This window comes from Geodermatophilus marinus (assembly GCF_003428645.1).
GTDB lineage: Bacteria > Actinomycetota > Actinomycetes > Mycobacteriales > Geodermatophilaceae > Geodermatophilus.
The window spans coordinates 229,034-253,330 of the sequence record NZ_QVQH01000002.1 but is presented as its reverse complement, the minus strand read 5'-3'; the positions used below and the strand labels follow the sequence as shown (position 1 = coordinate 253,330).

Sequence of the window (24,297 nt, the reverse complement as noted above, 5' to 3'; positions counted from 1 at the left end):
GTCCGGAGGTTCCCGGTGGCGCCCCGGTGCCTGGCGCGGAGAGGGAGGAGAATGGGGGGGTGACCCTCGATGACCCGGTGATGACCCTCGGCACTGAGGCCGCACCGGGAGTCCTGCTCCTGCACCCCTGGTGGGGCGTGACGCCCGCCGTCCGGCTCTGGGCCGAGCACCTGGTGGCGGTGGGCCGCCGGGTGCTGGTCCCCGACCTCTTCGGCGGCCGCCGCACCTGCGCGGTGCACGAGGCCGAGCAGCTGGCGCAGGCCGCGATCGCGGACCCGGAGGTGCAGGCGCTGGTCGACCGCTGCGCCGACCGGCTGGCCGCCGGCGGCCGCCCCTGGGTGGCCATGGGCTTCTCGCTCGGCGCGTTCCTCGCCTGCCGGCTGGCCGCGCGGGGGGCGACGGCGCCCGCGGAGCTCGAGCTGCTCTACGGCGGCCAGCCCCCGACGGGCCCCGACGTCGGCACCCGCCACGTCGAGCTGCACGTCGTCCCCGACGACCCGTGGTTCCCCGAGGACGAGCTGACCCCGGTCGAGGCGGGCTTCCGGGCCGCCGGGGCCGAGGTCGTCGTGCACCGCTACCCCGGCTGCGGGCACTGGTTCGCCGAGGAGGGGTCCACCGGGTACGACGCGGTGGCCGCGGCCGCGGTGCGCGACCGGGTGCTCGACCGGCTCCGGGTGGGCTGACCCGCCCGCCGCGCCGGGTCAGGGGACGACGTCGGGGACGGTGTTCTGGCTCTCCTTGGGCGGGCGGACGTAGTCGTCGGTGATCGGGGGGCGCGGCGGCAGCTGGGGGACCTGGGGCGTGAGGTCGAGGTAGGGCACCTGGGCCAGCAGGTGGTGGATCACGTTGAGCCGGGCGCGCTTCTTCACCTCGGCCTCGACCACCCACCACGGCGCCTCGGGGATGTCGGTCGCGGCGAACATGGCGTCCTTCGCCCGGGAGAACTCGACCCACCGGTTGCGGGCCTCGAGGTCCATCGGGCTGAGCTTCCAGCGCTTGGTGGGGTCCTTCAGGCGGGACTGGAAGCGCTTCTCCTGCTCGGTGTCGCTGACCGAGAACCAGTACTTGATCAGCTTGATGCCGCTGCGGACGAGCATGCGCTCGAACTCGGGACACGAGCGGAGGAAGTCCTCGTACTCCTCGTCGGTGCAGAAGCCCATCACCCGCTCGACACCGGCGCGGTTGTACCAGGAGCGGTCGAACAGGACCATCTCGCCCCGGGCGGGCAGGTGCTCGACGTAGCGCTGGAAGTACCACTGCCCCTTCTGCCGCTCGGTGGGGGCGGGCAGGGCGACGATGTGGGCGTAGCGGGGGTTGAGCGACTCGGTGATCCGCTGGATGGCGCCGCCCTTGCCGGCGGCGTCGCGGCCCTCGAAGACGACGACGACCTTCAGGCCGTGCGCGCGGATGTACTCCTGCTGCTTGACCAGCTCGATCTGGAGGCGGGCGAGCTCCTTCTCGTAGTAGGCGTTGTCCACCTTCGCGGTCGACTGGGGCGCCTCCTCGACGGAGGCCCCCGACCGGCGCCGTGCTGCGGCCATGCCGGGAGGATCGACCCCCGCGGCGGCCGCGGCAACCCGGGCGGCCACGGTTCCGCTGCCGATCCGGCCGATCCCGCCGGCGGGCGCCGGGCCGCGGGCCCGGTCAGGCGCCGGGCTCCGAGGGCAGGCGGCCGCGGGCGACGGCGGCGACGAGGTGCTGGTGGTCGCGCTCGGTCTGGTCGGCGTAGGCGCGGGCGAACCGGCGCAGCGCCCGGTCGAGCTTGTCGTTGCCGCCCACGTAGCCGGCGATCATCGACGCCCCGCTGGTGCGCGCGTGGCCCTTGGCCAGCAGCCGGCCGCAGATCCCCGCGTAGTCGGTCAGCGCCGGGGCGTCCAGCGAGTCGACGGCGATGGTGCCCTTCATGTTGCGGAACTGCCGGACGTAGAACTGCCGGCCCGCGACGGTGGTCCAGCCGAGCAGCGGGTCGCTGACGGTCTGCAGCGCCTGCTGGTACTCCACCACCCGCTGCCCCTGGTGGGCGTGCCACGCGGACTCGCCGTGCACGTGCCGTGCCAGCACCGACCGGCGGGCCTGCTTGAGCTGCAGGAACAGCACGTCGTCCGCGCTGCTGCCCTCGAGCAGCGCCACGTAGGCGCGCAGGCCGACGCTGCCGACGCCGACGACCTTGTGCGCGACGTCCACGAGCGTGTAGCCGCCGAGCAGGCGGCGCCAGTGGCCGCGCAGCGTCCCGAGGTAGTCGTCCAGGGCGGTGCCGACCTGGTCGGCCTCCGCCGCGCCGAGCCGGGTGATCAGCGGCGGCTCCTCGACGATCCGGCGCCCCCGCTCGGACTCCTCGGTGAACCGGGGCAGCGCCCGGTCGCTGACCCGCCGGCGGGCCCGCCGCGCGGCCCGCTCGATGGCCGAGCGCAGGGACCGGTCGCTCGCCGTCGTGCGCAGCCCGGTGACGTCGAGCCGCTCGAACGACCGCAGGAAGAGGGGCTCGCCGGCCAGCCACCGCACGTGCTCGCGGTACCGCCGGGCCATGGACGCGACCGCGTCGCCGCACTGGTCCTCGGTGGCGGAGTTCTGCCGGCCGGCGACCCAGATGCTGGCGGCCAGCCGGCGCAGGTCCCACTCCCAGCCACCCGGGTGCGCCTCGTCGAAGTCGTTGAGGTCGATGACGAGGTCCCGCTCCGGGGAGGCGTAGAACCCGAAGTTGCCCAGGTGCGCGTCACCGCAGACGACGGGCCGGATGCCGGTGGCCGGGAGGGCGGCGAGGTCCGCGGCCATGACCACCGCGGTGCCGCGCAGGAACCCGTAGGGGGAGGCGGCCATCCGGGCGACGCGCACCGGTACCAGCCGGTCCACCCGGCCGGCGTGCGAGTCCACGACCTGGTCGACCACGTCGGCCCGGTCCGCCGGAGGGGTCCAGTCGCCCAGCGCGGACCGGGGCACCTGCTGCCGCAGCCGCCGCCCCAGCGCGTACCGCTCCGCCCGGGGCGTCGGGCGGCGCCGCAGCGACGCGTAGGCCCCGCCGTCGGCCGCCTCGAGGACCACGTGACCGTCCGCTCCCGCCGCTGCACCGCCCACCGCCGCCATGCGCTGCTCCAGACACCCGTCGGACGCCGTCCGCCCGCTCCGGGCATCGTCGCAGGCCCCGCCCGGCCCGGCGGTCACCGGTGGCGGGGGACGGGCAGGGCCCGGCTGCGCTGCTCCGCACCGACCTCGCCGTAGGGGTAGTCGGCCGCGCCCGGGTCGCTGACCGCGTCGAGGCGGGCGGTCTCCTCCGGGGTGAGCACCAGGTCGGCGGCGCCGAGGTTGCCGCGCAGCTGGTCGGTGGTCCGCGCACCGAGGACGACCGAGGTGACGGCGGGGCGGGCGGCCAGCCAGGCCAGGGCGACCTGGGCCATCGACGCCCCGCGGGCCCCGGCCACGTCCTGCACCGCCTCGAGGACGTCCCAGGTCCGCTGCCGCGCGCCGACCCGGTCGTAGGCCTCCATGCCGCGCCCGGGGTCCTCGCCGAGCCGGGTGGCGCCCTCGGGGCGCTGGTCGCGGGTGTACTTGCCCGACAGCCACCCACCCCCGAGCGGCCCCCACGGCAGCAGGCCGAGCCCGTTGTGCAGGCAGGCGGGCACGATCTCGTACTCGGTCTCGCGGGTGAGCAGGCTGTAGCTCGGCTGCAGGGTGACCGGGACCGCCAGGTGCTCGCGCTCGGCGAGGTCGACGGCCTTCTGCACCTGCCAGCCGGTGAAGTTGGACAGCCCCGGGTAGCCGACCTTCCCGGCGCGGACGGCGTCGTCGAGGAAGCGGAGGGTCTCCTCGAGCGGGGTGAGCGGATCCCAGGCGTGCAGCTGGTACAGGTCGACGTGCTCGACCCCGAGCCGGCGCAGCGAGTCGTCGAGCGCCCGTCGCAGGTGGCGGCGGGAGTTGCCGACGGCGTTGGGCTCCTCCCCCATGGGCATGCGGCCCTTGGTGGCCAGGACGACCCGGTCGCGGACGTCGGCCGGCCGGGCGGCCAGCCACCGGCCGACGATCTCCTCCGCCGCGCCGGCCGAGTAGACGTCCGCGGTGTCGACCAGCGTGCCGCCGGACCCGACGAACAGGTCGAGCTGCTCGTGCGCGCCGGCCTCGTCGGTCTCGGCGCCGAAGGTCATCGTGCCCAGGCAGTAGGCCGAGACCGCGCACCCGCTGCGGCCGAGGGTCCGGTGCTCCATGCGCGCGCTCCTGTCCCGGGGGTGTCCGGGCAGGACCATCCCCCGGCGGCGGGCCGGCCAACCCTCCCGGCCCGCCCCGTGCGTGGGTCGACGTGACCGCTCCGGTCGAGCGCGGCGCGCCGGAGGCCCTTCCACGCACGCCGACGTCCGTGGTCGACTGCGCTCACCCCCCACGGCGGCGTTCCGGCTCGGCTGGAGGCAACGATGTCGGTGACCCAGGAGCCGGCGGCTCCCCCACCCCTCCCCGTCGCGCCGGGCCGCGGGTCACGATGACCGCCACCGCGCCGCGCGGCACCGGATCGGTCGACCCGCGCGGCGGTGACGGGGCGGCCCGCCCGGGCCGGGCGGCCATCCCCGCCCGGACGCTGCGGACCGACCGGTGGTGGGTGCAACCCCTGGTCACCGTCGCCGTCCTGGTGCTGTTCATCGCGTACGCGACGTTCCGGGCGTTCCAGAACGCCTACTACTACGAGTCGCCCTACATCTCGCCGTTCTACTCGCCCTGCATCACGACCCGGTGCGAGGGCGACAGCTTCCCCGAGTTCTTCACCGGCCCGGCCTGGATCTCCCCGGCGATCTACATCCTGGTGCTGCCCCTGGGCATCCGGCTGACCTGCTACTACTACCGGAAGGCCTACTACCGGTCGTTCTGGCTGTCCCCGCCGGCCTGCGCGGTGGCCGAGCCGCACCGCCGGTACACCGGGGAGACGCGGCTGCCGCTGGTCGGGCAGAACGTGCACCGCTACTTCCTCTACGCGGCGCTGCTGTTCAACGTCATCCTCTTCTACGAGGCATTCCGCGGCTTCCGCGACGCGACCGGCGAGTGGGGCCACATGGGCCTGGGCACGCTGGTCCTGCTGGTCAACGCCGTCCTGCTGTTCCTGTACTCGGTCTCCTGCCACTCCTGCCGGCACATCGTCGGCGGCCGGTTGAACACCTTCTCGAAGCACCCCCTGCAGTACCGGGCGTGGACGGCGGTGTCGAGGCTGAACGCGCGGCACATGCAGTACGCCTGGGTCTCGCTGTTCAGCGTCGCGTTCGCCGACTTCTACGTCTTCCTGCTGGCCACCGGCACGATCACCGATCCGCAGTTCTTCTGACGACCCGCCCCCCTGGTGAGGCAGCCCCTCGGACAACGGAGCCCTGATGGTGGAGCTCGAACGGCACGAGTACGACGTCGTGGTGGTGGGCGCCGGGGGCGCCGGCCTGCGGGCCGCGATCGCCGCCCACGAGAGCGGGGCGCGCACGGCCGTGGTGTGCAAGTCCCTGCTCGGCAAGGCGCACACGGTGATGGCCGAGGGCGGGATCGCCGCGGCCATGGCCAACCTCTACCCCGAGGACAACTGGCGGGTGCACTTCCGGGACACCATGCGCGGCGGGAAGATGCTCAACCACTGGCGCATGGCGCAGCTGCACGCGCAGGAGGCACCGGACCGGGTCCGCGAGCTGGAGGACTGGGGCGCGCTGTTCGACCGCACCCCCGACGGCCTGATCAGCCAGCGCGACTTCGGCGGGCACCGCTACGCCCGGCTGGCGCACGTCGGTGACCGCACCGGGCTGGAGCTCATCCGCACCCTGCAGCAGCGCACCGTGGCGCTCGGCATCGACGTCTACATGGAGTGCACCGTCACCCGGCTGCTGACCGGGGCGGAGGGTGCGGACGGCGCCGGGTCGGTCACCGGCGCGTTCGGCTACTGGCGGGAGTCGGGGCGGTTCATCGCCTGGCGGGCACCGTCGGTCGTGCTGGCCACCGGGGGCATCGGCAAGTCCTACAAGGTCACGTCCAACTCCTGGGAGTACACCGGCGACGGCCACTCGCTGGCGCTCCGGGCCGGGGCCGGCCTGGTCAACATGGAGTTCGTCCAGTTCCACCCGACCGGGATGGTCTGGCCGCCGTCGGTGCGCGGCATCCTGGTCACCGAGAGCGTCCGCGGGGACGGCGGCGTCCTGCGGAACTCCGCGGGCAACCGCTTCATGTTCGACTACATCCCCGACTTCTTCCGCAAGGAGACCGCCGAGACCGAGGCCGAGGCCGACCGGTGGTACGACGACAAGCGCAACAACCGGCGCCCGCCGGAGCTGCTGCCCCGCGACGAGGTGGCCCGCGCGATCAACAGCGAGGTGAAGGCGGGCCGGGGGTCGCCGCACGGCGGGGTGTTCCTCGACATCGCCACCCGCCGCGACGCCGAGTACGTCCGCCGGCGGCTGCCGTCGATGTACCACCAGTTCAAGGAGCTGGCCGAGGTCGACATCACGGCCGAGGCCATGGAGGTCGGCCCCACCTGCCACTACGTGATGGGCGGCGTGGAGGTCGACCCGGACACCCAGGCCTCCCGGGTGCCGGGCCTGTTCGCGGCGGGCGAGGTCGCCGGCGGCATGCACGGCTCGAACCGGCTGGGCGGCAACTCGCTGTCGGACCTGCTGGTGTTCGGCCGCCGCGCCGGCCTGGCGGCGGCCGAGCACGCCCTGGCCCGCGGGGCGGACCGGGCGGAGCTGTCCGAGGAGGAGCTGGCCGGTGCGGCGCGGGCGGCCCTGGCGCCGTTCGAGCGCGAGGGCGGGGAGAACCCCTACGCGGTGCAGCAGGAGCTGCAGCAGACGATGCACGACCTGGTCGGCATCATCCGGACCGCGCCGGAGGTGGAACAGGCGCTCGAGCGGATCGCCGTCCTCCGGGAGCGCGTCGCCGCCCTCTCGGTGGAGGGGCACCGGCAGTACAACCCGGGCTGGCACCTGGCCCTGGACCTGCCGCACATGCTGCTGGTGAGCGAGTGCATCGCGCGCGCGGCCCTCGAGCGGCAGGAGAGCCGGGGCGGGCACACCCGCGACGACTTCCCGGCCACCGACCCCGAGTGGGGCCGGACCAACCTCGTGTGCTCCCGCGCGCCGGACGGGTCGGTGGCCCTGACCCGCCAGCCGCTGCCGCAGATGCCGTCCGAGCTGGCCGAGGTCTTCGAGGAGGTGCCGGCGTGAGCCACCAGGCGACGTTCCGGGTCTGGCGCGGGGACGCCTCCGGCGGCGAGCTGCGGACCTACACGGTGGAGGTGAACGAGGGCGAGGTCGTCCTCGACGTCATCCACCGGCTGCAGGCCACCCAGGCCGGCGACCTCGCCGTCCGCTGGAACTGCAAGGCCGGCAAGTGCGGGTCGTGCAGCGCGGAGATCAACGGCCGCCCGCGGCTGATGTGCATGACCCGGATGAGCACGTTCGGCGAGCACGACACGGTGACGGTCACCCCGCTGCGGACCTTCCCCGTCGTCCGCGACCTCGTCACCGACGTCTCCTACAACTACGAGAAGGCGGCACGGGTCCCGGCGTTCACCCCCCGGCCGCGCGACCCCGACGGCCACCACCGGATGCAGCAGGTGGACGTCGAGCGGTCGCAGGAGTTCCGCAAGTGCATCGAGTGCTGGCTGTGCCAGGACACCTGCCACGTCATCCGGGACCACGAGGAGAACAAGCGGGCCTTCGCCGGTCCGCGGTTCCTCATCCGGCTGGCCGAGCTCGACATGCACCCGCTCGACGTCGCCGACCGCCGCGCCGCGGCGCAGGACGAGTTCGGCCTCGGGTACTGCAACATCACCAAGTGCTGCAGCGAGGTGTGCCCGGAGGGGATCCACCTCACCGACAACGGGATCATCCCGCTGAAGGAGCGGGTGGTGGACCGCAGGTTCGACCCGCTCACCTGGCTCGGGTCGAGGATCCGGCGGCGCGCCGGCTCGTGAGCGGGGGTCCGGGACGGATCAGCCGTCCCGGTCGGCGGCGTCCGGCGCTCGGGGGCGGGGGTCGACCGGCGTCACGGCATGCCGTCGCCGACGACGGTCCCGGCCGGCGGCAGCGGGCGGCGGACCACCGGGCGGACCCGGCGGGCGGCCGGCAGCCGGGTCGTGTAGCTCTCGGCGTTGCCGCGGATGTGCGCGAGGTCGTCGTCCGTGGCCTCGCGGACCACCTTGGCGGGCACCCCGGCCACCACCGACCGCGGGGGCACGGACATGCCGGGCGGCACCACCGCGCCGGCGGCCACGATCGACCCCGCGCCGATGTGCGCGCCGTTCATGACGACGCTGCCCATGCCGACGAGGACGTCGTCGTCGACCCGGGCGCCGTGCAGCACGACCCGGTGCCCGACGGTGACCCCGCGGCCCACCAGCAGGGGGAAGCCCGGGTCGGAGTGCAGCGTGCAACCGTCCTGGACGTTGGTGTCCGGCCCGAGGACGATCACCTCCTCGTCGGCCCGGGCCACGGCGCCGTACCAGATGCTCGACCGCGCCTCCATGGTCACCGCGCCGACGACCACCGCCGTCGGCGCGACGAAGGCCTCGTCGTCGATCTTCGGTGCACCGAAGTGCAGTTCCGCGATGTAGTTGTCGCCCACCCCGCGCCTCCATCCGGCTGCTCGCGGTGCGCCGGACCGGGACCTGCGACCCCGCCGACGCCCTCGCCGCCGAGTGTCCCGGATCGGGGCGGGCTGGACGAGGGGCTGCGCCCCGCCGTCCGCGCCGGCGGCCGCGGGGGCTCAGCGACCCGGGACGGCGACCTCGTGCAGCGTCGCCCCACCCGGCCCGGTCGCGGCGAAGGAGGCGCCGACCTCGAGCACCGCCACGGTCCCGGTCGGGAAGCCGGCCGCGGCGTCCTGCCGCGCCGCGGGGTCGCCCCGGCCGTCGTCGAGGACCCGCACCAACTCCCCCACCGACGGGTTGTGGCCGACGACGGCCAGCGTGCGCACGTCGTCGCCGGTCTCCCGGACCGCCCCGAGCAGCGCCTCGACGGTGTTGTCGTGGACCCGCCCGTCGACGGTGGGCGGCGCACCGGCCGGCAGCGCCGCCGCGGCCCGCTCCCACGTCTGCAGCGCCCGGCGCGCCGGGGAGACCAGCACCCGGTCGGGGACCAGCCCGGCCGCGGCGAGCCAGCTGCCGATCGCCGCGGCCTGCCGTTCGCCCCGCGGGGTCAGCGGCCGGTCGGCGTCGACCGGGGCGGAGGCGGCCTCCGCGTGGCGGACCAGCAGGAGGCGGCGGGGCTGCACGGCGCGGCCGTCAGCGGACCCGCTGGTGACCGAAGAAGCCGCGCTTCTTGATCACCTCGCAGACCTCGGCCGGCACCATCGACTCCCAGCTGTCGTCGTCCGCGGCGATCCGGCGGAGCACGTCGCGGCTGAGGATCGGCAGGTAGTCGGGCTTGTAGTCGGCCAGCCCGACGAAGCTGCCGCGGCGGTAGAGGTAGTCGTAGAGCGGCCGCAGCTCGTCGCGCACCTCGACGGTGTCGACGGTGACGACCTCGCCGTCGCGGAGCATGGGGTAGACGAACAGCCGCAGGTCGTTCTTGAACAGCCGGCCGAAGCTCTCGAGGATGCCGCCGGGCAGGTCGGCGTGGGTCGCCTCGTCGAACAGGTCGACCAGGCTCGGGACGCCCATGACCATCCCGATCCGGCCGTCGGTGCGCCAGGCGAGGTAGGCGGCCAGCCGGTGGTAGGCCAGGTAGTCGGAGATGAGCACCGTCATCCCGCACGCGGCCAGCAGGTCGGCGCGGGCGAGGAAGTCCTTGCGGTCCACGACGTCCCCACCGGCCCGCAGGTTGGCCATGGTGAGCTCGGTGAGCAGCAGGACCTCCCGGCCGGCGACGGCCGGGTCCTGCTCGAAGGCCGCGCGGGCGGCCTCGAGCATGTCGATGTTGACCACGGTGGGCGGCCGGAAGCTGCCGCGCTCCACCAGGATCGCCTTCTTGCGCAGCACCTCGCTGGGCTGCAGCACCTGGCGGTCGGGGCCGAACATGGCCGCGCCGCTCAGGCCGAGCTGGACCAGCTTGAGCGCCATCAGCCGGTTGTCGACCGCCCGGAACTCGATGCCGGTGAGCTCGATCATGTCGATCTCGACGCGACCGGTGGTGAGCCGGTCGAGCAGGCTCTCGACCAGGCGGTCGGGCTCGTGGTGGTGGAAGAACGCCGCGTGCAGCAGGTTCACCCCGACCACCCCGAGGGCCTCCTGCTGCTGCTGCGCCTCGTCGTCGAGCATCCGCACGTGCAGGACCACCTGGCTCGGCTCGTCGCGGGGGTGGGACTGGAACTCCACGCCCATCCAGCCGTGGCACTCGTTACCGCCGCGGAAGCTGCGGGCCACGACGGTGTCGGCGAAGGCGAAGAAGGCGGTCTCGTCGCCCCGGTCGTCCCCGAGCCGGTCCAGGTTGAGCTGGTACTCGCGGTCGAGCATCGCCTGGAGGCGGCCCTTGGAGACGTAGCGGTCGGACTTGCCGTAGATGGCGTCGCTGACGGCCATGTCGTAGGCCGACATCGTCTTGGCGACGGTGCCGGCCGCCCCGCCGGCCCGGAAGAACCAGCGGGCGACCTCCTGCCCGGCGCCGATCTCGGCGATGGTGCCGTACCAGCGGGGGTCCAGGTTGATCTGGAGGGCCTTCTGCAGGGTGTCCGCGCCGGCGTCCACGAGCGCTCCCTCCGGCTGCGCGGCTGGGTGGGGCGAGCCTAGTGCCGCCGGGTGAGCAGCCGCGCGAGGAACCACGCGAGGACGACGGCGAGCAGGACGCGGACCAGCACCCGGGCCGCGTCGAACCCGCCCTCGAGGACCTCGTGGACGGCGATGGCGGCGGTGAGCCAGGCCAGCACGACGGCGAACACCCACGGCCGGGGGTGGCGCCCCGGCCGGTGCGCCGGCGGGTGCCCGGTGGCCACGGCCCCATGGTGCTCCTCCCCCGCACCGCCCGCCGCCCCCGCGCACCCGGGCAGCCGGCCCGGGCACCACGGGACCCGGCTGCGCCGAGCCCGGGCCGGGAGCGCGGCCTACGGACCGGGACCCGCGCCGCTCCCCTGACCGCCCGGCGGCTCGGGGCGTCGGGTGCCCGGTGGCGGCGGCACGGCCTGGGTGACGAGCCGGACGAGGATCACCTGCCACACCACGAAGCAGGTCAGCGCGCCCAGCCCGAGGACCGGGCCGAACTCGGTGCGGACCGTGCCCGGCACCACCGCGACGGAGCACAGGACGAGGACGCCCGCCAGCCACACCTCCACGGCCCACCTGCGGCACGCGAGCCCGGGGTCGGGCCGCACCGCGATGCCCAGGGCGGAGAGGTCGTCCGGCGGGTGCCGCTGCAGCATGCCGCGGCGGGAGCGGTAGACCTGCACCCGCGGGTAGCGGTCGCGCAGGAGGCGCTCGTACCGCTCCCGCCGCCGCGGCCGGAGCCGGGTCCCCAGGGGGAGCGTGACGGCCTCGACGCGCGCGGCGGCGGCGCGGAACCCGTGGTCGGCGAGGATGACGCGGCCGCGGGCGGCGACCACCGCGGTCACGTTCCCCCAGCCCGAGCCGGACCCGGTGAAGCTGGGGTGGTACCAGCCGTACAGCCCGCACCCGCACCCCCACACCGGTGGCGCGTGGGTGTCGTCGGCCAGGCACCGGGCGTGCTCGACCTCCCCGCTCCACGCCCCGGCGGTCACCTGCACCGGGGGGCGGAGGCCCTCCTCGGTGAGGCGGAAGCGCCGGAAGCCCCGCACCTCACCGGCGACCAGGGCCGGGGCCTGCTCGGCCGGCGGCGTCACGCCGGAACGGGTCTCGCCGGGACGGGCGGGGACGGCGCGGCGGGGGCCGGGTCGGCCACCGGCTCGCACTCGACCTCCCGGCGCTCGCGGCCGATGTTGCCGGCCACGCACGGCCGCGCCCGCGGCACGGGGGTGGTCGACGCCGGTGCAACGGTCAGCACGTCCATGTGCCACTCCTGAGCCGGTCGGGTCAGCCGAGGCGGTCGGTCGCGGCTCCCGCGGTCACGGGACCGCCCTCGCCCGCCTACCGCCAGTGAAGCAGCACCCGTCCCGCCGGGTAAGGCGTTCCGGCGCGGCCCCCGGCCGGGTCACCGGGCGCGGTCGCCGGCGGCGGCGTCCCACCCCCCGGTGGCGTGCTGCCGGCCCTCGGTCCACCTGGCGTGCTCCTGGGACACCAGCCCCTCGATGCGCTCGGCCAGGACGCGGTGGCGATCCGGCCCGGTGTACGGCCCGGCCTGCGCCTCGTACAGGTAGCGCTCGTGCTTCAGCGCCTCCGCGGTGGCCCGGTAGAGCACCCAGTTGGTCTGCCACTGGTACAGCTGCTGGATGCCCTCGAGGACGACGACGAGGCCACCCAGCACGGCGGTCAGGACGCCGGGTGCGGCGCTCGCGACCGCGACGGGGACGCCCGCTGCCAGGACCAGCTGGGCGACCTTGACCCGCTTGAACGCCCGCTGCGCCGCCTGGCTCCTGCGGTCGTACCAGCCGAGCTGGTCCTCCAGCCGGCGCCAGGTGGGATCCGTGTCCGCCGGCACCGGGGACGCGGGTGCCACCGGCCGCTCGCCGTCCACGACGCTCACCCGGCCCGTGCGCCGGCCCGGCGCATGCGGGGGTGCGGCCACCGGCGGGGTGGACGATCCGGGCTCGCAGTGCTCACGGCGCTCGGCCTCCTCAGCAGCTGCCCGGTTCGAGGGTCGGTTCCGTGACGTCGATCCGGTCCGCGTCGTTCTCCAGCCTGAGCTGGATGTAGCCGGCCGGCTCGCAGGTCACGTCGAAGCCGACGAGGGCCTCGCCCACCGTCTCGGGATCCACGAACTCGGGTGAGGGTGAGAAGCACGTCGGGGCGAACGACCGCCGGCCGACGACGAGGGAGTCGTAGCGCCAGTCGCCGTGGTAGGCGCCGGAGGGCAGGGCGGCCTCCATGGTCGTGGCGAGGACCACGTGCCACGCCGTCCCCTGCGGGCGCCAGCGGGTGGCCTCGACGGCGAAGTGCAGCGAACCACCCTCGACCTGCTCTCCCCCGGTCGGGTCCGCGCTGAGCTGGATGTCCCGCCAGCCGTCACCCACGGGTGGCGCGCAGGAGGCGATCCCCGCCTCCTCGTCGGCGCCCTCCCCGCCGCTGGTGCCGCCGGTGCCGTCGCCGCCGCCAGGACCCCACAGCACCCACGCACCCGCGCCGAGCGCGACCAGCGGGACCGCGACCGCGAGGACGGCCAGCCCGCGGCGACGCCCGGCCGGCGCGGCCGGCTCGCCGCGGAGCGCCAGCAGCAGCCCGTCGACGTCCTGGTGCCACGTCTCGTCGTGCAGCACCACGGCCTGCCGCTGGGCCAGTCGCCGGAGCTGCTCCGGCAGGTCGGCGGCGGCGGGCAGCGAGGCGCCGCCGACGAGCACCGGCACGACCCGCACGCCCCGGTCCAGGGCGCGGGCGATCTCCAGGCGGACGTAGTCGTCCCCGGCGAACAGGCGTGGGGCCCCCTGCGGGGTCGCGGCGGTGAGCCAGCCCGGGCCGATGACGGCCAGCAGGACGTCGCTGTCGTCGAGGGCTCGGTCGATCACCGCCGCGTAGTCCTGCCCGGGGGCGATCGCGCGGACGTCCTGGAACAGGTTCCTCGCACCGATGCGCTCGTGCAGCGCATCGGCCAGCCGTCCGGCGTACCCGCCGACGTCACCGCGCCGGTAGCTGAGGAACACCCGCATCGCACGCCCACACCTTCGCGCGCTCCCGCGACGCCCGGCCGTCCGGCAGGGCGACCCATCGTAGGCCCGTCGCGACGTCGGGAACCCGTTCCGCGCAGCGCTCGGCACCCCGGGGCGGGGAGGATGACCGGGCGGGGCGCGGGGCGGGCGACCGCTTCCGGTGTCCGGTCACCCGGGAGGTGTCCGACGGGCACGCTCGCCGTTCTGGGGGATCGGGGCGCACGCTCCGGACGAGGAGGGCCCGATGACCACCGACCGGCTCCGCGGGGACGTGGCGTCCCGGCCGCTCGGCCGCCTGGTGGGCGACGACGTCGAGGTCCTCGTGGGCGGTGTCGGCCACACGATGCACGCACCGTCCGGTGCGGGGGCGCTCGTCCTGCCGCGCCGGCTGCTCGCGGACGGTGAGCCCTTCCTCGTCGGCGGCGGCGCCGTGCGGGCGGTGTCCCACGAGGAGGTCCTCTGGGCCGAATCCCCCCGACCGGGACGACGCCGGCTCCCCCGACGTCGTCGGTGCGGTGACCCTCGCCGCCGCCGAGGAGCTGGCCGCCGGCGCCGCGACCCGGCGGTGCCGGGAGGCGGCGCTCGTCCGCGCGCTGGACGACGAGCTGGCCACCGTCCCCGGCCGGCGGCCGACGCGGGCCCGGGGATGTCACACCGCAGGCGCGGGCGGTGTCTCCATGCCGACACCACCGCACACCCTGGAGGAGACATGACCAGCAGCACGCGGGTACCCCCGACCGAGATCACCGGCCTCTACGGGACCCTGGTCACGACGATGAGCCGCAGGATGCTGGGCCAGGTACCGGAGAGCCTCGGGGTGATGTGGCACCACCCGGCCGTGCTGAAGGACCTGATGCGGCTGGGGCGGAGGGCCGAGTCGTGGAACCGGCTCGACCCCCAGCTCGCCTCCCTCGCGACCATGGCCGCGGCCGGTGCGATCGGGTGCGGCTTCTGCCTCGACCTGCACTACTTCCTGGCCCGCGACCGCGGGCTCGACGAGGCCAAGGCGCGAGAGGTGCCGCGGTGGCGGGAGTCCACCGCCTTCACCCCGCTGGAGCGGCGGGTCATGGAGTACGCGGAGGCGATGTGCGCGACCCCGCCGGCGGTCACCGACGAGATGTCGGCCGCCCTCCTCGAGGAGCTGGGGGCGCCGGCGCTCGTCGAGCTGACCGCCAGGGTCGGTCTCATGAACGCCACCGCCCGGAGCAACGTCGCACTCGGCACCCGGTCGCAGGGGTTCGCGGCGTCCTGCGGCCTGCCGCCGCTGGCCGCCCCGGGCGGCGTGCCCTCGGCGTGACGGCCCCGACGTGACCGACGACGCCGTCCTCGACGCCTTCACCGCCCACCGCAGCCTGCTGTTCACCGTCGCCTACGAGCTGCTCGGCTCGGCCGCCGACGCCGACGACGTGGTGCAGGAGACCTGGCTGCGGTGGGCGGAGGTCGACCACGCGGAGGTGCGCGACCCGCGGGCGTACCTGGTGCGGATCGCCACCCGGCAGGCGCTCAACCGGCTGCGCACCCTGGCCCGCCGCCGCGAGGACTACGTCGGCGAGTGGCTGCCCGAACCGCTGCTGACCAGCCCGGACGTCGCCGAGGACGTGGAGCTGGCCGAGAGCGTCTCCATCGCGATGCTCACCGTGCTGGAGACCCTGGCCCCGACGGAGCGCGCCGTCCTCGTGCTGCACGAGGTGTTCGACGTGCCGTACGAGGAGATCGCCGAGGCGGTGGGCCGGTCGGGCGCCGCGGTGCGGCAGATCGCGCACCGGGCCCGCCGGCACGTGGCCGCCCGCCGCCCGCGGACGGCGGTCAGCCGCACCGAGCAGCAGCGGGTGGTGGACCGGTTCCTCGCCGCGGTCACCGCCGGGGACGTGCAGGGGCTGCTGGACGTGCTGGCGCCCGACGTCGTCGTGGTCGCCGACAGCGGCGGTCTGGCGCCGGCCGCCCGGCGTCCGGTCGCGGGCCGGGAGCGGGTGGCCCGGGCCCTGGTCCGGTTCGCGGAGTTCGCGCCCGGTGTGCGGATCACCACGCCGCTGGTCAACGGCACGGTCGCCGCGCGGATCGACCCGGGGGGCGGGTTCGACACCGCGCTCACCTTCGTCGTGGCCGACGGCCGGATCACCCGCATGTACGCGATGCGCAACCCGCGCAAACTCGGCAGGCTCGACACCGTGGCCGAGCTGCGGCGGTGACGGAGGTCCGCGGCCTGACTCCGGGAGCGACGTGGGACCTGTCCTCGGGAACGACGTGGAACGCAGCGAGACCCTGGTCGTCGGCGGCGGCAACGCCGGCATCTCCCTGGCGGCGCGGCTGCTCCGCGACGGCGCCCGGGACGTCACCGTCGTGGCCCCGCAGCCGGTGCACCGGTACAAGCCGCTGCTCAACTACGTCGCCGCCGGGGAGGCGGCGATGCCGGACCTGGAGCGCCCGATGGCCGACGTCCTCCCCGAGGAGTGCGCGTGGGTCCGCGACGCCGTCGAGGCGGTCGACCCGGCGGCCATGACCGTGCGGACGCGCGGCGGGCGCACGCTGCACTGCACGACCCTGGTCCTCTGCCCCGGCCTGGTGGAGGACTGGGCGGCCACCCCCGGGCTGCAGTCGGCGTACACCGACGGGTGGGCCGCCTCCTCCTACGTGCCGGGGAGCGCACCGCTGGTGTGGCCGAGGCTGACGTCGCTGCGCAGCGGCTCGGTGGTCTTCACCGTGCCGCCGGAGCCGGCCTCGTGCGGGCCGACCGCGCTCAAGCCGCTGCTCATGGCGTGCGACCACTGGCGGCGCGCGGGCGTGCTGGCGGACCTCGAGGTGCGGCTGGTCCTGCCCGAGGCGACCGCGACGGGCGTCGCGGAGGCCGACGAGGTCCTCGAGCGCGCGTTCGCCGGCTACGGGGTGGAGGTGCTGCGGGAGGCGCGGGTGGAGCGGGTGGGGTGGGACACCCACGCGGTCACCGTCGGGACGCCGGCCGGCCGGATCGTGGTCGACGACGTGACCTTCGCCCACGCCGTCCCGCACTACCGGGCGCCGCGGTGGATCGCCGATGCCGGCCTCGCCGCCGACCCGTCGCCGGGGCTGGTCGACATCGACCCCGGGACGCTGCGGTCCCGCCGCCACGGGTCGATCTGGGCGATCGGCGACGCCGCGGCCGTGGCCACCCGCCCCTCGGGGGGCGCGCTGCGCAAGCAGGTCGACGTCCTGGCCCGGAACATCGCCGGCGCCGCGCGCGGGAAACCGCTGAAGCGGTACGACGGGTACACGGTCATGCCCATCACCGTGAGCCGGCGGATGCTGTCGCTCAACGAGGTCGACCGGGACGGGCACGCGAGCCCGTCGGTGCCCTTCCTGGACCCCTTCACGCCCCGTCGCGCGACCTGGCTGTTCGACCGCTACGGCCTCCCGCAGGTCTACTGGCGCCGCATCCTCCGGGGACGGGTCTGACCCGCACGGGAAGCCTTGACAGGCAAGCGGGCACTTGCCTATAACGGTCCCCGTGGAGGCGGACGCCGACCTGTTCCGGGCCCTCGGCGATGCGACGCGGCGCACGATCCTGGACGAGCTGACCGAGAGGGACGGCCAGACGCTGTTCGAGATCTGCGGCCGGCTGACCGTGCGGCACGGTCTGTCCTCCTCGCGCCAGGCGATCTCCCAGCACCTCGCCGTGCTGGAGCAGGCCGGCCTGGTGCGCACCCGGCGCCAGGGCCGGTACAAGTTCCACCACATCGACACGAGCCCGCTGCGCTCGATCGTCGAGCGGTGGCCCGTCCACGGAGAGGACCCGAACCCGTGATCCGCATCAACGTCACCAGCGTGCTCGTCGACGACCAGGCCAAGGCGCTCGCCTTCTACACCGAGAAGCTGGGCTTCACCAAGAAGACCGACGTGCCCGCCGGCGAGGCCCGCTGGCTGACCGTGGTCTCCCCCGCCGACCCGGACGGCGTCGAGCTGCTGCTGGAACCGGACGGGCACCCGGCGGCCGGCGCGTTCAAGCAGGCCCTGGTCGCCGACGGCATCCCCTTCACCCAGTTCGCCGTCGACGACGTGCACGCCGAGGTCGAGCGGCTCAAGGGGCTGGGCGTCGAGTTCACCCAGGACGCGACCGACCTGGGCCCGGTGGTCACCGCCGTCCTCGACGACACCTGCGGCAACCTCATCCAGCTCGCCACGATGAAGTAGCGGCGCCCGCTGCCGGTCCCCGCCGGCCACGCGACGGGCTCCCGTTCCCGCGGGATGCCTGGCATCCTGCGTGCCTCGTCAGCGGACAGGGGGATCGACGTGGACGGCGGTTTCAGCTTCTCGAAGCCCGAGTTCGACCTCGAGTCGACGGTCGAGCGCGCCATGGCCGTGGTCGACCGGACCCTCCAACCCTCCGTCGAGGAGGCCCGGGAGGTCGTCGACAAGGTGCGCGGGAGCAGGCCCCTGGTCGCGCCGGGGGACCTCGTCGCCCAGGTGACCCGGGGGAACCGGCTCAGGGCAGCGCGGGCGGTCTCCTACTCCCTGCCGTCGATCCTGCCGGGGTACGGGACGGTGCTCTCGGCCGCCGGGCTCCCGGTCGCGCTGCGGGAGGCCCTGAAGGAGGCGGTCAGTGCGACCGTCCGGGTCGGCCTGCTGCACGGCAGGGACCTCGACGACCCGCAACTCACCCGCACCGCCGTCCTGCTGGTCCTCACCGAGGGGGCGGTCGAGCTCGACAAGACCGGGAGGATCCGGCCCGAGGCGGTCCTCGGACCCCACGCGGCGCTGGTGGGGCGACCCGCGGCGTACGACGCCCTGGTGGCGCTGACGGCCGCGGAGCGGCAGGAGATCGCCGCCTCGCAGTCGGAGATCCTCCGGGCCTGGGCGCTGGCGGTCGGGCCGCCCCTCCTGGCCGGGTTGCTGCCCTTCGGCCTCGGTCCCATGGCCGCCGCGAACTACGTGCAGCACGTCCTCAAGGGCGCGATCGCGGCTGCGACCACGGTCTTCGGGCACGCCGACCCGGTGTCGGTGACCGTCGACGACCTGCCCGGACGCGAGACCCGGGAGGACGGCCCGGGGGTTCGAGAACCGGAACGCTGACTGGCGCTCCCGAGCGCATGCGCGCGCCGATGAGCAGGTGCGGGGGCCCTGGTGTCAGGAGATCGCCGGCGGCCAGCGATGCCTGCGCCAGTCGTCCCATGTCGCGAATCCTGCCGGCGGGTCATCGATCGGTTCACTGCCGTCGAGTTCCCCGGGCGTCGGGATGCTGATGCTCGCTGCCCACCTGGTCAGTTCTTCGTCGGACATCTGCCACGTCGTGTGCGGCTCCTCGGCCTGGCGCCGGTCGAGTCGTCCTCGCTGCTCGGCCGGCGTGACTTCGAAGTAGCGCATCTCCACCGCCGCACCGAGATCGGCTGCCGCTTGCCGTAGGGCGGAGCGCTCATCTCGGCCCCAGAGGCCGAAGTCGACGACGACGTCGATCCCCAGTGCGAGAGCACGCAGCCCGATCCCGATGAGCCTCCCCTCGATCACGGCGGCGGCCGACGACGGGTTCTCGAGCCCGTAGAGGGCCTTCATCCACTCGTCCTTCGTAAGACGCAGCGCTCGTTTCTCGGCCTCTATCCGCCGCGCCTCCGTGGTCTTGCCCGTGCCCGGTAGGCCCACGGTCAGGAACAGCGTTGGTCTCGTCATCGGCACGTCCCTCCGCCGCGCGGCCGCTTCCTCATCGCTCACGGAGTCCCAGAGCTCGATGTCGAACCCCTGCTTTCGCGCCTCTGTCGTGTGCTCTGGAGTGCTCAACACCGGCCGCACGTCCGCCGCCCGTTCGTGGCCGCTGCGGTCGTCAGCGCGGTAGGGATCTTGTCCTCTTCGTCACAGGGGCCGATTGCCCTCACATCGTGAGTGACGCCGCAGAGGCGCGTTCGGGCGGCGGCCGTCGCTGCCCGCCTACGCCGGGGGGACGGCGTGAACTGCGATCCACGCATCCCCACGCGGCCGTCACCCGTCGAAGGGCGTTCGATACCGGGCGGTGAGCCGATCCACGGTTGCGGCGTCGAGCCCGTACTGCTCCAGCCCGTACCGGTGGGCACCGTGTTTGCCCTGCGGGTTGTCCGCCAGCCAGCGACGCATGCGCTCGATGGAGGCCGGCGGCAGCGGGTGGCCGATCCGCTCGTGGATCATGCGTACCGCGCCCACCGGGTCGGTCAGCAGCTCGCGATAGCCGACGTCGATGATGCGATCATCGCCCAGCGCGGCCCGCGTGCGTTCGACCCGCTCCAGCGTCCGCAGCGTCCGCGCCAACACCTCCCGGCCCACCGCAGACAGATCGGGCTCCTCCGCCAGCAGGGCATGATTGCGGGCGACCAGGCTCGAGAGAGACGCCACCACCGTGGCCGGACTGCGGTGCGGCAGCACCACGGACGCGTCGGGATACACGGTCAGCAGAGCCTCCAGGGCGGGCAGATGAGCGGGGGCCTTCAGCACCCAGTGCCCGCGACGCCCATCGGCCTGCAAGGTCTGCAGCTGCATCCGATGCAGCTCATAGGCAGAGACCAGCGCGCGGCCGTCCTGCTCCCACAACCAGCGCTCGTACGACGGCACGTGGACCATGTTCGGAAACGCAAAGCACACGAAACTGCGCGCCAGCAGCCGCAGACATTCCACGGGACCCGCGTTGTAGTCGTGGAGCCTTCTCCGGCCGGGCCCCAGGTAGTACATACCGCGCACCGACGCCCAGTAGCGCAGCCCCCGGGTGTCGTACGCAGCACCGCGCAGCACCGGCGGAACGGGCTGGACCACGTCGCGGGCCAGCAGCGGGCGACTGCCGTCGGCCTGGGCCAGCAGGTTGTGCAACAGCGTCGTGCCGGTGCGCGGCAGGCCCACGACGAAGAGCGGGCGTCGTACCGGGGCGACCGCGAGGTCCGGCCGTTGCCGCAATGCCTCCACCACCTGCAGCCGCCGGGCGAGGTGGCTGCGAACGAGGCGACCTACGACGAGGCGCCCCAGGGTGGTCAGCCGCGCTTCCCGATCGACTGCGTCGACCAGCAGCCGGTAGGCCTGGTCCGTGTCAGGACCGAGATCGGCCAGGCCGGTGCGGCGCCGCGCATCCCACAGCATCTCCTCCGCATCCAGCCGGTCACGATGCCCCGCCCGCCGACCCACCGCATTCAGCAGGCGCACTGGCGCGGGAGGTGGCGGGGGCCTGTCCATCACCACATCGGGCCTCCTGCTCCTCGACGCGACCGCGCTAGCCTCGCAGGCTGGTACGGAACACGTGAAGTGACTCCTGGCAGGCGGACGCCTCGTCATGTGTCGTCCGCTCCTCGAGCAGCTCGGGGCTGAGGGCGCGGCCGGCTGCGACGTCGTCACCGTGCAGCGGGCCCCCGGGCACGCTTCCGCCACCACGACGCTGAACACGTTCAGCCACCTGTGGCCGAGCGCCGAGGACCGCACACTGGCCGCCGCGCAGGCCTCGCTCGCAGTCTCTCGTGGACTGAGTGTGGATCGGAAGGGATCAACAAGCCACTGACCTGCGGTTTCATGCCGATCTACACGTTGAAGCGGAACTCCACGACGTCGCCGTCCTGCATGACGTAGTCCTTGCCCTCCATGCGCACCCAGCCGCGGGACCGGGCCTCCTGCATCGACCCGGCTTCCACCAGCTGGTCGTAGGAGACGATCTCGGCCTTGATGAAGCCGCGCTGGAAGTCGGTGTGGATGACCCCGGCCGCCTGCGGGGCGGTCGCGCCCACCGGGATGGTCCAGGCGCGGGCCTCCTTGGGCCCGGCGGTGAGGTAGGTCTGCAGGCCGAGGGTGCGGAACCCGACCGCGGCGAGCTGGTCGAGGCCCGGCTCGTCCTGCCCGACGGCGGCCAGCAGCTCGGCGGCCTCCTCGGCGGGCAGCTCGATGAGCTCGGACTCGATCTTCGCGTCGAGCAGGATCGCCTCGGCCGGCGCGACCAGCTCGCGCAGCTCGGCGACCAGCGACTCGTCGGTCAGCTCCTCCTCGTCGACGTTGAAGACGTAGAGGAACGGCTTGGTGGTCAGCAGGGTCAGCTCGCGCAGGGGGGCGGGGTCGACGCCGGCGGAGAACAGGGTCCGCCCCTCGTCGAGCACCTTCTGGGCCTCCTGGGCCGCGGCGAGGAGGGCGGCGCGCTCCTTGTCCTTGCGCGCCTCCTTCTCCAGCCGCGGGACCGCCTTCTCCAGCGTCTGCAGGTCGGCCAGCACCAGCTCGGTGTTGATCGTCTCGATGTCGTCGTGCGGGGAGACCTTGCCGTCGACGTGCACCACGTCGGGGTCGGAGAACACCCGGATGACCTGGCAGATCGCGTCGCTCTCGCGGATGTTGGCGAGGAACTTGTTGCCCAGCCCCTGCCCCTCGCTGGCGCCCCGCACGATGCCGGCGATGTCCACGAACGACACCGTCGCCGGGATGATCTTCTGCGAACCGAAGATCCCGGCCAGCTCCGCCAGCCGCGGGTCGGGGACCCCCACGACACCGACGTTGGGCTCGATGGTGGCGAAGGGGTAGTTCGCCGCCAGGACGTCGTTCTTGGTCAACGCGTTGAACAGCGTCGACTTGCCGACGTTGGGCAGCCCGACGATGCCGATGGTGAGACTCACGGGTGTCCAGGGTACGGCGCGCGCCCGGGACGGCCGCGGCTCCGTGGCCGGGCCGCTCCGAGCTACGTCGGTCGGTCCGCGACGTCGGGGGGCCAGACGAGCCGGAAGCGCTCGAAGACGACCTCGTGCTGCTCGGTCCACGTCTCCCCGCGGGCCGCGCAGACCCGGCGGAAGTAGCGGGTGTGGTCGCGCAGCCAGCTCTCCCGCGTCCGGTCGCCCTCCCCCTCGTCGTGCGCGAACGCGTCGTCGACGCTGTCGAGGGGGCCGATGCGCAGCTCGACCGTGCGCAGCACCGCACGTGGGGTGCCGGCCCCGTCGCAGGCCACCCAGTGCGAGCCGATCCGGGGTAGCGGCCGGCCCTCCGCGGCGAAGTCGGCGACCAGCGCCGCGGTCGCCCGCTTGGGCCCGCGCAGCACCAGCGCGAGCAGCTCGTCGGCGAGCTCGGCGGAGTCGCCGAAGTGCTCCACGGTGTGCTCGTCGCCGGCGGTGACCGCCTCCGGCCGCGCGGCCGCGTAGCCGGCCCACAGCTCCGCGGCGGCGGCCCGGTCCTCGGGCGCCGGCGGGGTCACCGGGTCCGCCGGGCGGTGCGCGCCCGAACCGGGCCGGTCGCGGCGACGTGGCCGCCGACCACGACCGCGGGACCCGGCGGGGCCCAGGTCACGGCCGGGGGAACGCGGCCGCCGGCATCGCGGCGCACCGGTCGGCGGGGGTTCATCGCGCGGGCTCCTCGGCAGGGTGGGTGACGTCCTGGGCCGGTGGGTCTGCGGCAGCGGCCACGCGGGCGCCCGGATCGGCGGTCCGGCGGTCAGCCCGATGATCCACCCGGTCGACTGCGCGGTGCGGGTCGGGGCCGCTCGCGCGCGATCGATGTCCCGCTACCGGACAGCCCGCCGGCCGGGATGTCCGGTGCAGGGACGGCGATCGTCTCGTGGGCACCGGCACCGGACGGCGATCGTCTCGTGGGCACCGGCACCGGACGGCGGCCGCGACCGGACGGCGACCGCCCTCACGGCCCGCGGGACCCCTGGGGGAGACTCCCGCGGTGCGCACCTCCACCGCGGCCGCCGCCGGCCTGACCGCCGCCGGCCTCGTCGCCGGCACCGCCCTCGTCGCCGGCACCGCCCTCGCCCGCCGCCGCCGGGCCCGCACCGCCGCCCCGGTCCCCCCGCGCACCCCGGAGCCCCCACTGGACGGGCGCAGCCGCACCGTGCTGACCGAGGACGGCGTCCCCCTGCACGTCGAGGTGTTCGGCGCCGAGCAGCCGTCGGTCATCGTCGTCCTGGCGCACGGCTACGTGCAGTCCTCCCGGCTGTGGGCCGGCCAGGTCCGCGACCTCACCGCCGCGCGCCCGGACCTGCGCGTCGTCACCTACGACCACCGCGGCCACGGCTCCTCGGGCCCGACGCCCCGGGACCGCGCCACCATCGAGCAGCTGGGCCGCGACCTGGCGCGGGTCGTCGAGGAGGTCGCGCCGGCCGGCCCGGTCGTGCTCGGCGGCCACTCGATGGGCGGCATGACGCTCATGGCGCTGGCCGAGCAGCGTCCGGAGCTCTTCGGCGACCGGGTCGTCGCCACCGCCTTCGTCGCCACGAGCTCCGGCGACCTCGCCGCCGCGACGTGGGGCATGCCCGCGCCGGTGGCCCGTGTCGTGCAGCGGCTGCTGCCCCTGCTCAACGAGCGGGCGGTGCGCGCCGAGCAGGCCGGCCGGCCGCGCCGCGTCGGCGGGTTCGACATGCGGCTGATCTTCAGCCCGGACGCCCACCCCGGGGACGTCGCGGCCGCGCTCGAGGTGCACCGCGCCTGCTCGGCGGAGACGGTGGCCGCGTTCCTCCCCACCTTCACCGACCACGACCGCGCCCGGGCGCTGAAGACGCTGGCCGGCCTGCCGGTGCTGGTGGTCGGCGGTGAGCGGGACCTGCTCTGCCCACCCGACCACAGCCGGGTCATCGCCGACGCGCTGCCCGGGGCCGAGCTCGTCGTGCACCCCGGCGTCGGGCACATGGTGCAGATGGAGCGGCGCGCGGAGGTCAGCGAGCGGCTGGTCGCGCTGGTCGATCGGGCGGTGCCCGCGGCGGGCTGACCA

27 protein-coding genes and 1 pseudogene are annotated in these 24,297 nt (G+C 74.6%); 13 read left to right on the top strand and 15 right to left on the bottom strand.

Annotation, left to right across the window (positions count from 1 at the left end; translation table 11 throughout):
* Window positions 1-59: 59 nt before the first annotated feature.
* Entirely contained in the window at window positions 60-683 is a 624-nt protein-coding gene (locus D0Z06_RS03555) for a dienelactone hydrolase family protein (RefSeq protein ID WP_117375980.1), read from the top strand.
* Window positions 684-701: 18 nt separating this feature from the next.
* Here the strand turns inward: D0Z06_RS03555 and ppk2 are convergent, their stop codons facing one another.
* The 3 genes from ppk2 to D0Z06_RS03540 form a co-directional block, all read right to left on the bottom strand.
* Window positions 702-1,541, bottom strand: a complete 840-nt coding sequence (gene ppk2 / locus D0Z06_RS03550) for a polyphosphate kinase 2 (RefSeq protein WP_117375979.1) — start codon at window positions 1,539-1,541, stop codon at window positions 702-704.
* Window positions 1,542-1,644: 103 nt separating this feature from the next.
* Window positions 1,645-3,081 carry a DUF2252 domain-containing protein gene (locus tag D0Z06_RS03545; protein WP_117375978.1) on the bottom strand — a complete coding sequence of 479 codons (1,437 nt, stop codon included), beginning with the start codon at window positions 3,079-3,081 and terminating at the stop codon, window positions 1,645-1,647.
* Between the two features lie 74 nt (window positions 3,082-3,155).
* Window positions 3,156-4,196 (bottom strand): aldo/keto reductase, encoded by a 1,041-nt coding sequence (locus D0Z06_RS03540; protein WP_117375977.1) that lies wholly within the window; start codon window positions 4,194-4,196, stop codon window positions 3,156-3,158.
* A 269-nt stretch (window positions 4,197-4,465) separates the two neighbouring features.
* On the opposite strand from D0Z06_RS03540, the gene D0Z06_RS03535 reads away from it, so the two are divergent.
* Genes D0Z06_RS03535 through D0Z06_RS03525 form a run of 3 tightly spaced genes read left to right on the top strand, consistent with a single transcriptional unit; the run spans window position 4,466 to window position 7,918 of the window.
* Complete coding sequence (locus tag D0Z06_RS03535) at window positions 4,466-5,296, top strand: hypothetical protein (protein ID WP_117375976.1); 831 nt, start codon at window positions 4,466-4,468, stop codon at window positions 5,294-5,296.
* A gap of 46 nt (window positions 5,297-5,342) precedes the next feature.
* Complete coding sequence (locus D0Z06_RS03530) at window positions 5,343-7,166, top strand: fumarate reductase/succinate dehydrogenase flavoprotein subunit (protein WP_117375975.1); 1,824 nt, start codon at window positions 5,343-5,345, stop codon at window positions 7,164-7,166.
* Window positions 7,163-7,918: a succinate dehydrogenase/fumarate reductase iron-sulfur subunit gene (locus D0Z06_RS03525; protein ID WP_117375974.1), complete on the top strand. Its 756-nt coding sequence runs from the start codon at window positions 7,163-7,165 to the stop codon at window positions 7,916-7,918. Before D0Z06_RS03530 ends, D0Z06_RS03525 begins: the two co-directional genes overlap by 4 nt.
* A gap of 71 nt (window positions 7,919-7,989) precedes the next feature.
* Here the strand turns inward: D0Z06_RS03525 and D0Z06_RS03520 are convergent, their stop codons facing one another.
* The 8 genes from D0Z06_RS03520 to D0Z06_RS03490 all read right to left on the bottom strand — a co-directional run bounded on the left by D0Z06_RS03520 (window position 7,990) and on the right by D0Z06_RS03490 (window position 13,650).
* Complete coding sequence (locus D0Z06_RS03520) at window positions 7,990-8,568, bottom strand: gamma carbonic anhydrase family protein (RefSeq protein ID WP_117375973.1); 579 nt, start codon at window positions 8,566-8,568, stop codon at window positions 7,990-7,992.
* A gap of 141 nt (window positions 8,569-8,709) precedes the next feature.
* Window positions 8,710-9,216 carry a SixA phosphatase family protein gene (locus D0Z06_RS03515; protein WP_117375972.1) on the bottom strand — a complete coding sequence of 169 codons (507 nt, stop codon included), beginning with the start codon at window positions 9,214-9,216 and terminating at the stop codon, window positions 8,710-8,712.
* A gap of 10 nt (window positions 9,217-9,226) precedes the next feature.
* Window positions 9,227-10,627: a nucleotidyl transferase family protein gene (locus tag D0Z06_RS03510; protein ID WP_117375971.1), complete on the bottom strand. Its 1,401-nt coding sequence runs from the start codon at window positions 10,625-10,627 to the stop codon at window positions 9,227-9,229.
* A 38-nt stretch (window positions 10,628-10,665) separates the two neighbouring features.
* The gene (locus D0Z06_RS03505; RefSeq protein WP_117375970.1) at window positions 10,666-10,872 is read right to left on the bottom strand and encodes a hypothetical protein; all 207 of its coding nucleotides are present in this window, start codon (window positions 10,870-10,872) and stop codon (window positions 10,666-10,668) included.
* Between the two features lie 108 nt (window positions 10,873-10,980).
* Complete coding sequence (locus D0Z06_RS03500; protein ID WP_117375969.1) at window positions 10,981-11,733, bottom strand: hypothetical protein; 753 nt, start codon at window positions 11,731-11,733, stop codon at window positions 10,981-10,983.
* Window positions 11,730-11,900 (bottom strand): hypothetical protein, encoded by a 171-nt coding sequence (locus tag D0Z06_RS25215; RefSeq protein ID WP_158579866.1) that lies wholly within the window; start codon window positions 11,898-11,900, stop codon window positions 11,730-11,732. The genes D0Z06_RS03500 and D0Z06_RS25215 overlap by 4 nt, the downstream gene beginning before the upstream one ends.
* A gap of 141 nt (window positions 11,901-12,041) precedes the next feature.
* Window positions 12,042-12,533 (bottom strand): DUF4231 domain-containing protein, encoded by a 492-nt coding sequence (locus D0Z06_RS03495; RefSeq protein WP_199522105.1) that lies wholly within the window; start codon window positions 12,531-12,533, stop codon window positions 12,042-12,044.
* 91 nt (window positions 12,534-12,624) lie between these two features.
* On the bottom strand, window positions 12,625-13,650 hold the full coding sequence (locus tag D0Z06_RS03490) for a toll/interleukin-1 receptor domain-containing protein (RefSeq protein ID WP_117375968.1): 1,026 nt from the start codon (window positions 13,648-13,650) through the stop codon (window positions 12,625-12,627).
* Window positions 13,651-13,894: 244 nt separating this feature from the next.
* Between D0Z06_RS03490 and D0Z06_RS27065 the strand changes: the two are divergent.
* The 8 genes and pseudogenes from D0Z06_RS27065 to D0Z06_RS03450 form a co-directional block, all read left to right on the top strand.
* Window positions 13,895-14,116: pseudogene (locus D0Z06_RS27065) on the top strand (aminotransferase class V-fold PLP-dependent enzyme); the annotation flags it as partial.
* A 49-nt stretch (window positions 14,117-14,165) separates the two neighbouring features.
* A complete protein-coding gene (locus D0Z06_RS03480; RefSeq protein ID WP_117375966.1) occupies window positions 14,166-14,363 on the top strand; it encodes a hypothetical protein in 198 nt (65 codons plus the stop codon).
* Window positions 14,360-14,947 (top strand): carboxymuconolactone decarboxylase family protein, encoded by a 588-nt coding sequence (locus D0Z06_RS03475; protein ID WP_117375965.1) that lies wholly within the window; start codon window positions 14,360-14,362, stop codon window positions 14,945-14,947. The genes D0Z06_RS03480 and D0Z06_RS03475 overlap by 4 nt, the downstream gene beginning before the upstream one ends.
* Window positions 14,948-14,957: 10 nt before the next feature.
* Window positions 14,958-15,839 (top strand): RNA polymerase sigma-70 factor, encoded by an 882-nt coding sequence (locus tag D0Z06_RS03470; RefSeq protein WP_117375964.1) that lies wholly within the window; start codon window positions 14,958-14,960, stop codon window positions 15,837-15,839.
* Between the two features lie 55 nt (window positions 15,840-15,894).
* Window positions 15,895-17,079, top strand: a complete 1,185-nt coding sequence (locus tag D0Z06_RS03465; RefSeq protein ID WP_117375963.1) for an NAD(P)/FAD-dependent oxidoreductase — start codon at window positions 15,895-15,897, stop codon at window positions 17,077-17,079.
* Window positions 17,080-17,131: 52 nt separating this feature from the next.
* Entirely contained in the window at window positions 17,132-17,428 is a 297-nt protein-coding gene (locus D0Z06_RS03460; RefSeq protein WP_117375962.1) for an ArsR/SmtB family transcription factor, read from the top strand.
* Window positions 17,425-17,814: a VOC family protein gene (locus tag D0Z06_RS03455; protein ID WP_117375961.1), complete on the top strand. Its 390-nt coding sequence runs from the start codon at window positions 17,425-17,427 to the stop codon at window positions 17,812-17,814. The genes D0Z06_RS03460 and D0Z06_RS03455 overlap by 4 nt, the downstream gene beginning before the upstream one ends.
* A 99-nt stretch (window positions 17,815-17,913) precedes the next feature.
* Window positions 17,914-18,693: a hypothetical protein gene (locus D0Z06_RS03450; RefSeq protein WP_117375960.1), complete on the top strand. Its 780-nt coding sequence runs from the start codon at window positions 17,914-17,916 to the stop codon at window positions 18,691-18,693.
* A 54-nt stretch (window positions 18,694-18,747) separates the two neighbouring features.
* Here D0Z06_RS03450 and D0Z06_RS03445 read toward each other — a convergent pair whose 3' ends face one another.
* From D0Z06_RS03445 to D0Z06_RS03425, 4 genes are all read right to left on the bottom strand, one after another.
* Window positions 18,748-19,326: an ATP-binding protein gene (locus D0Z06_RS03445; RefSeq protein ID WP_199522104.1), complete on the bottom strand. Its 579-nt coding sequence runs from the start codon at window positions 19,324-19,326 to the stop codon at window positions 18,748-18,750.
* A gap of 264 nt (window positions 19,327-19,590) precedes the next feature.
* Complete coding sequence (locus D0Z06_RS03440) at window positions 19,591-20,772, bottom strand: sulfotransferase family protein (protein WP_158579865.1); 1,182 nt, start codon at window positions 20,770-20,772, stop codon at window positions 19,591-19,593.
* A 368-nt stretch (window positions 20,773-21,140) separates the two neighbouring features.
* On the bottom strand, window positions 21,141-22,214 hold the full coding sequence (gene ychF, locus D0Z06_RS03430) for a redox-regulated ATPase YchF (RefSeq protein ID WP_117375958.1): 1,074 nt from the start codon (window positions 22,212-22,214) through the stop codon (window positions 21,141-21,143).
* A gap of 62 nt (window positions 22,215-22,276) precedes the next feature.
* Window positions 22,277-22,783, bottom strand: a complete 507-nt coding sequence (locus tag D0Z06_RS03425; protein ID WP_199522103.1) for an ASCH domain-containing protein — start codon at window positions 22,781-22,783, stop codon at window positions 22,277-22,279.
* Between the two features lie 473 nt (window positions 22,784-23,256).
* On the opposite strand from D0Z06_RS03425, the gene D0Z06_RS03420 reads away from it, so the two are divergent.
* Entirely contained in the window at window positions 23,257-24,294 is a 1,038-nt protein-coding gene (locus D0Z06_RS03420) for an alpha/beta fold hydrolase (RefSeq protein WP_158579864.1), read from the top strand.
* The last annotated feature ends 3 nt before the right edge of the window (window positions 24,295-24,297 follow it).

Coding starts and splice junctions, on each gene's coding strand:
- ppk2 (WP_117375979.1), bottom strand. CDS start 1,541: ATGGCCGCAGCACGGCGCCGGTCGGGGGCCTCCGTCGAGGAGGCGCCC.
- D0Z06_RS03545 (WP_117375978.1), bottom strand. CDS start 3,081: ATGGCGGCGGTGGGCGGTGCAGCGGCGGGAGCGGACGGTCACGTGGTC.
- D0Z06_RS03540 (WP_117375977.1), bottom strand. CDS start 4,196: ATGGAGCACCGGACCCTCGGCCGCAGCGGGTGCGCGGTCTCGGCCTAC.
- D0Z06_RS03535 (WP_117375976.1), top strand. CDS start 4,466: ATGACCGCCACCGCGCCGCGCGGCACCGGATCGGTCGACCCGCGCGGC.
- D0Z06_RS03530 (WP_117375975.1), top strand. CDS start 5,343: ATGGTGGAGCTCGAACGGCACGAGTACGACGTCGTGGTGGTGGGCGCC.
- D0Z06_RS25215 (WP_158579866.1), bottom strand. CDS start 11,900: ATGGACGTGCTGACCGTTGCACCGGCGTCGACCACCCCCGTGCCGCGG.
- D0Z06_RS03490 (WP_117375968.1), bottom strand. CDS start 13,650: ATGCGGGTGTTCCTCAGCTACCGGCGCGGTGACGTCGGCGGGTACGCC.
- D0Z06_RS03475 (WP_117375965.1), top strand. CDS start 14,360: ATGACCAGCAGCACGCGGGTACCCCCGACCGAGATCACCGGCCTCTAC.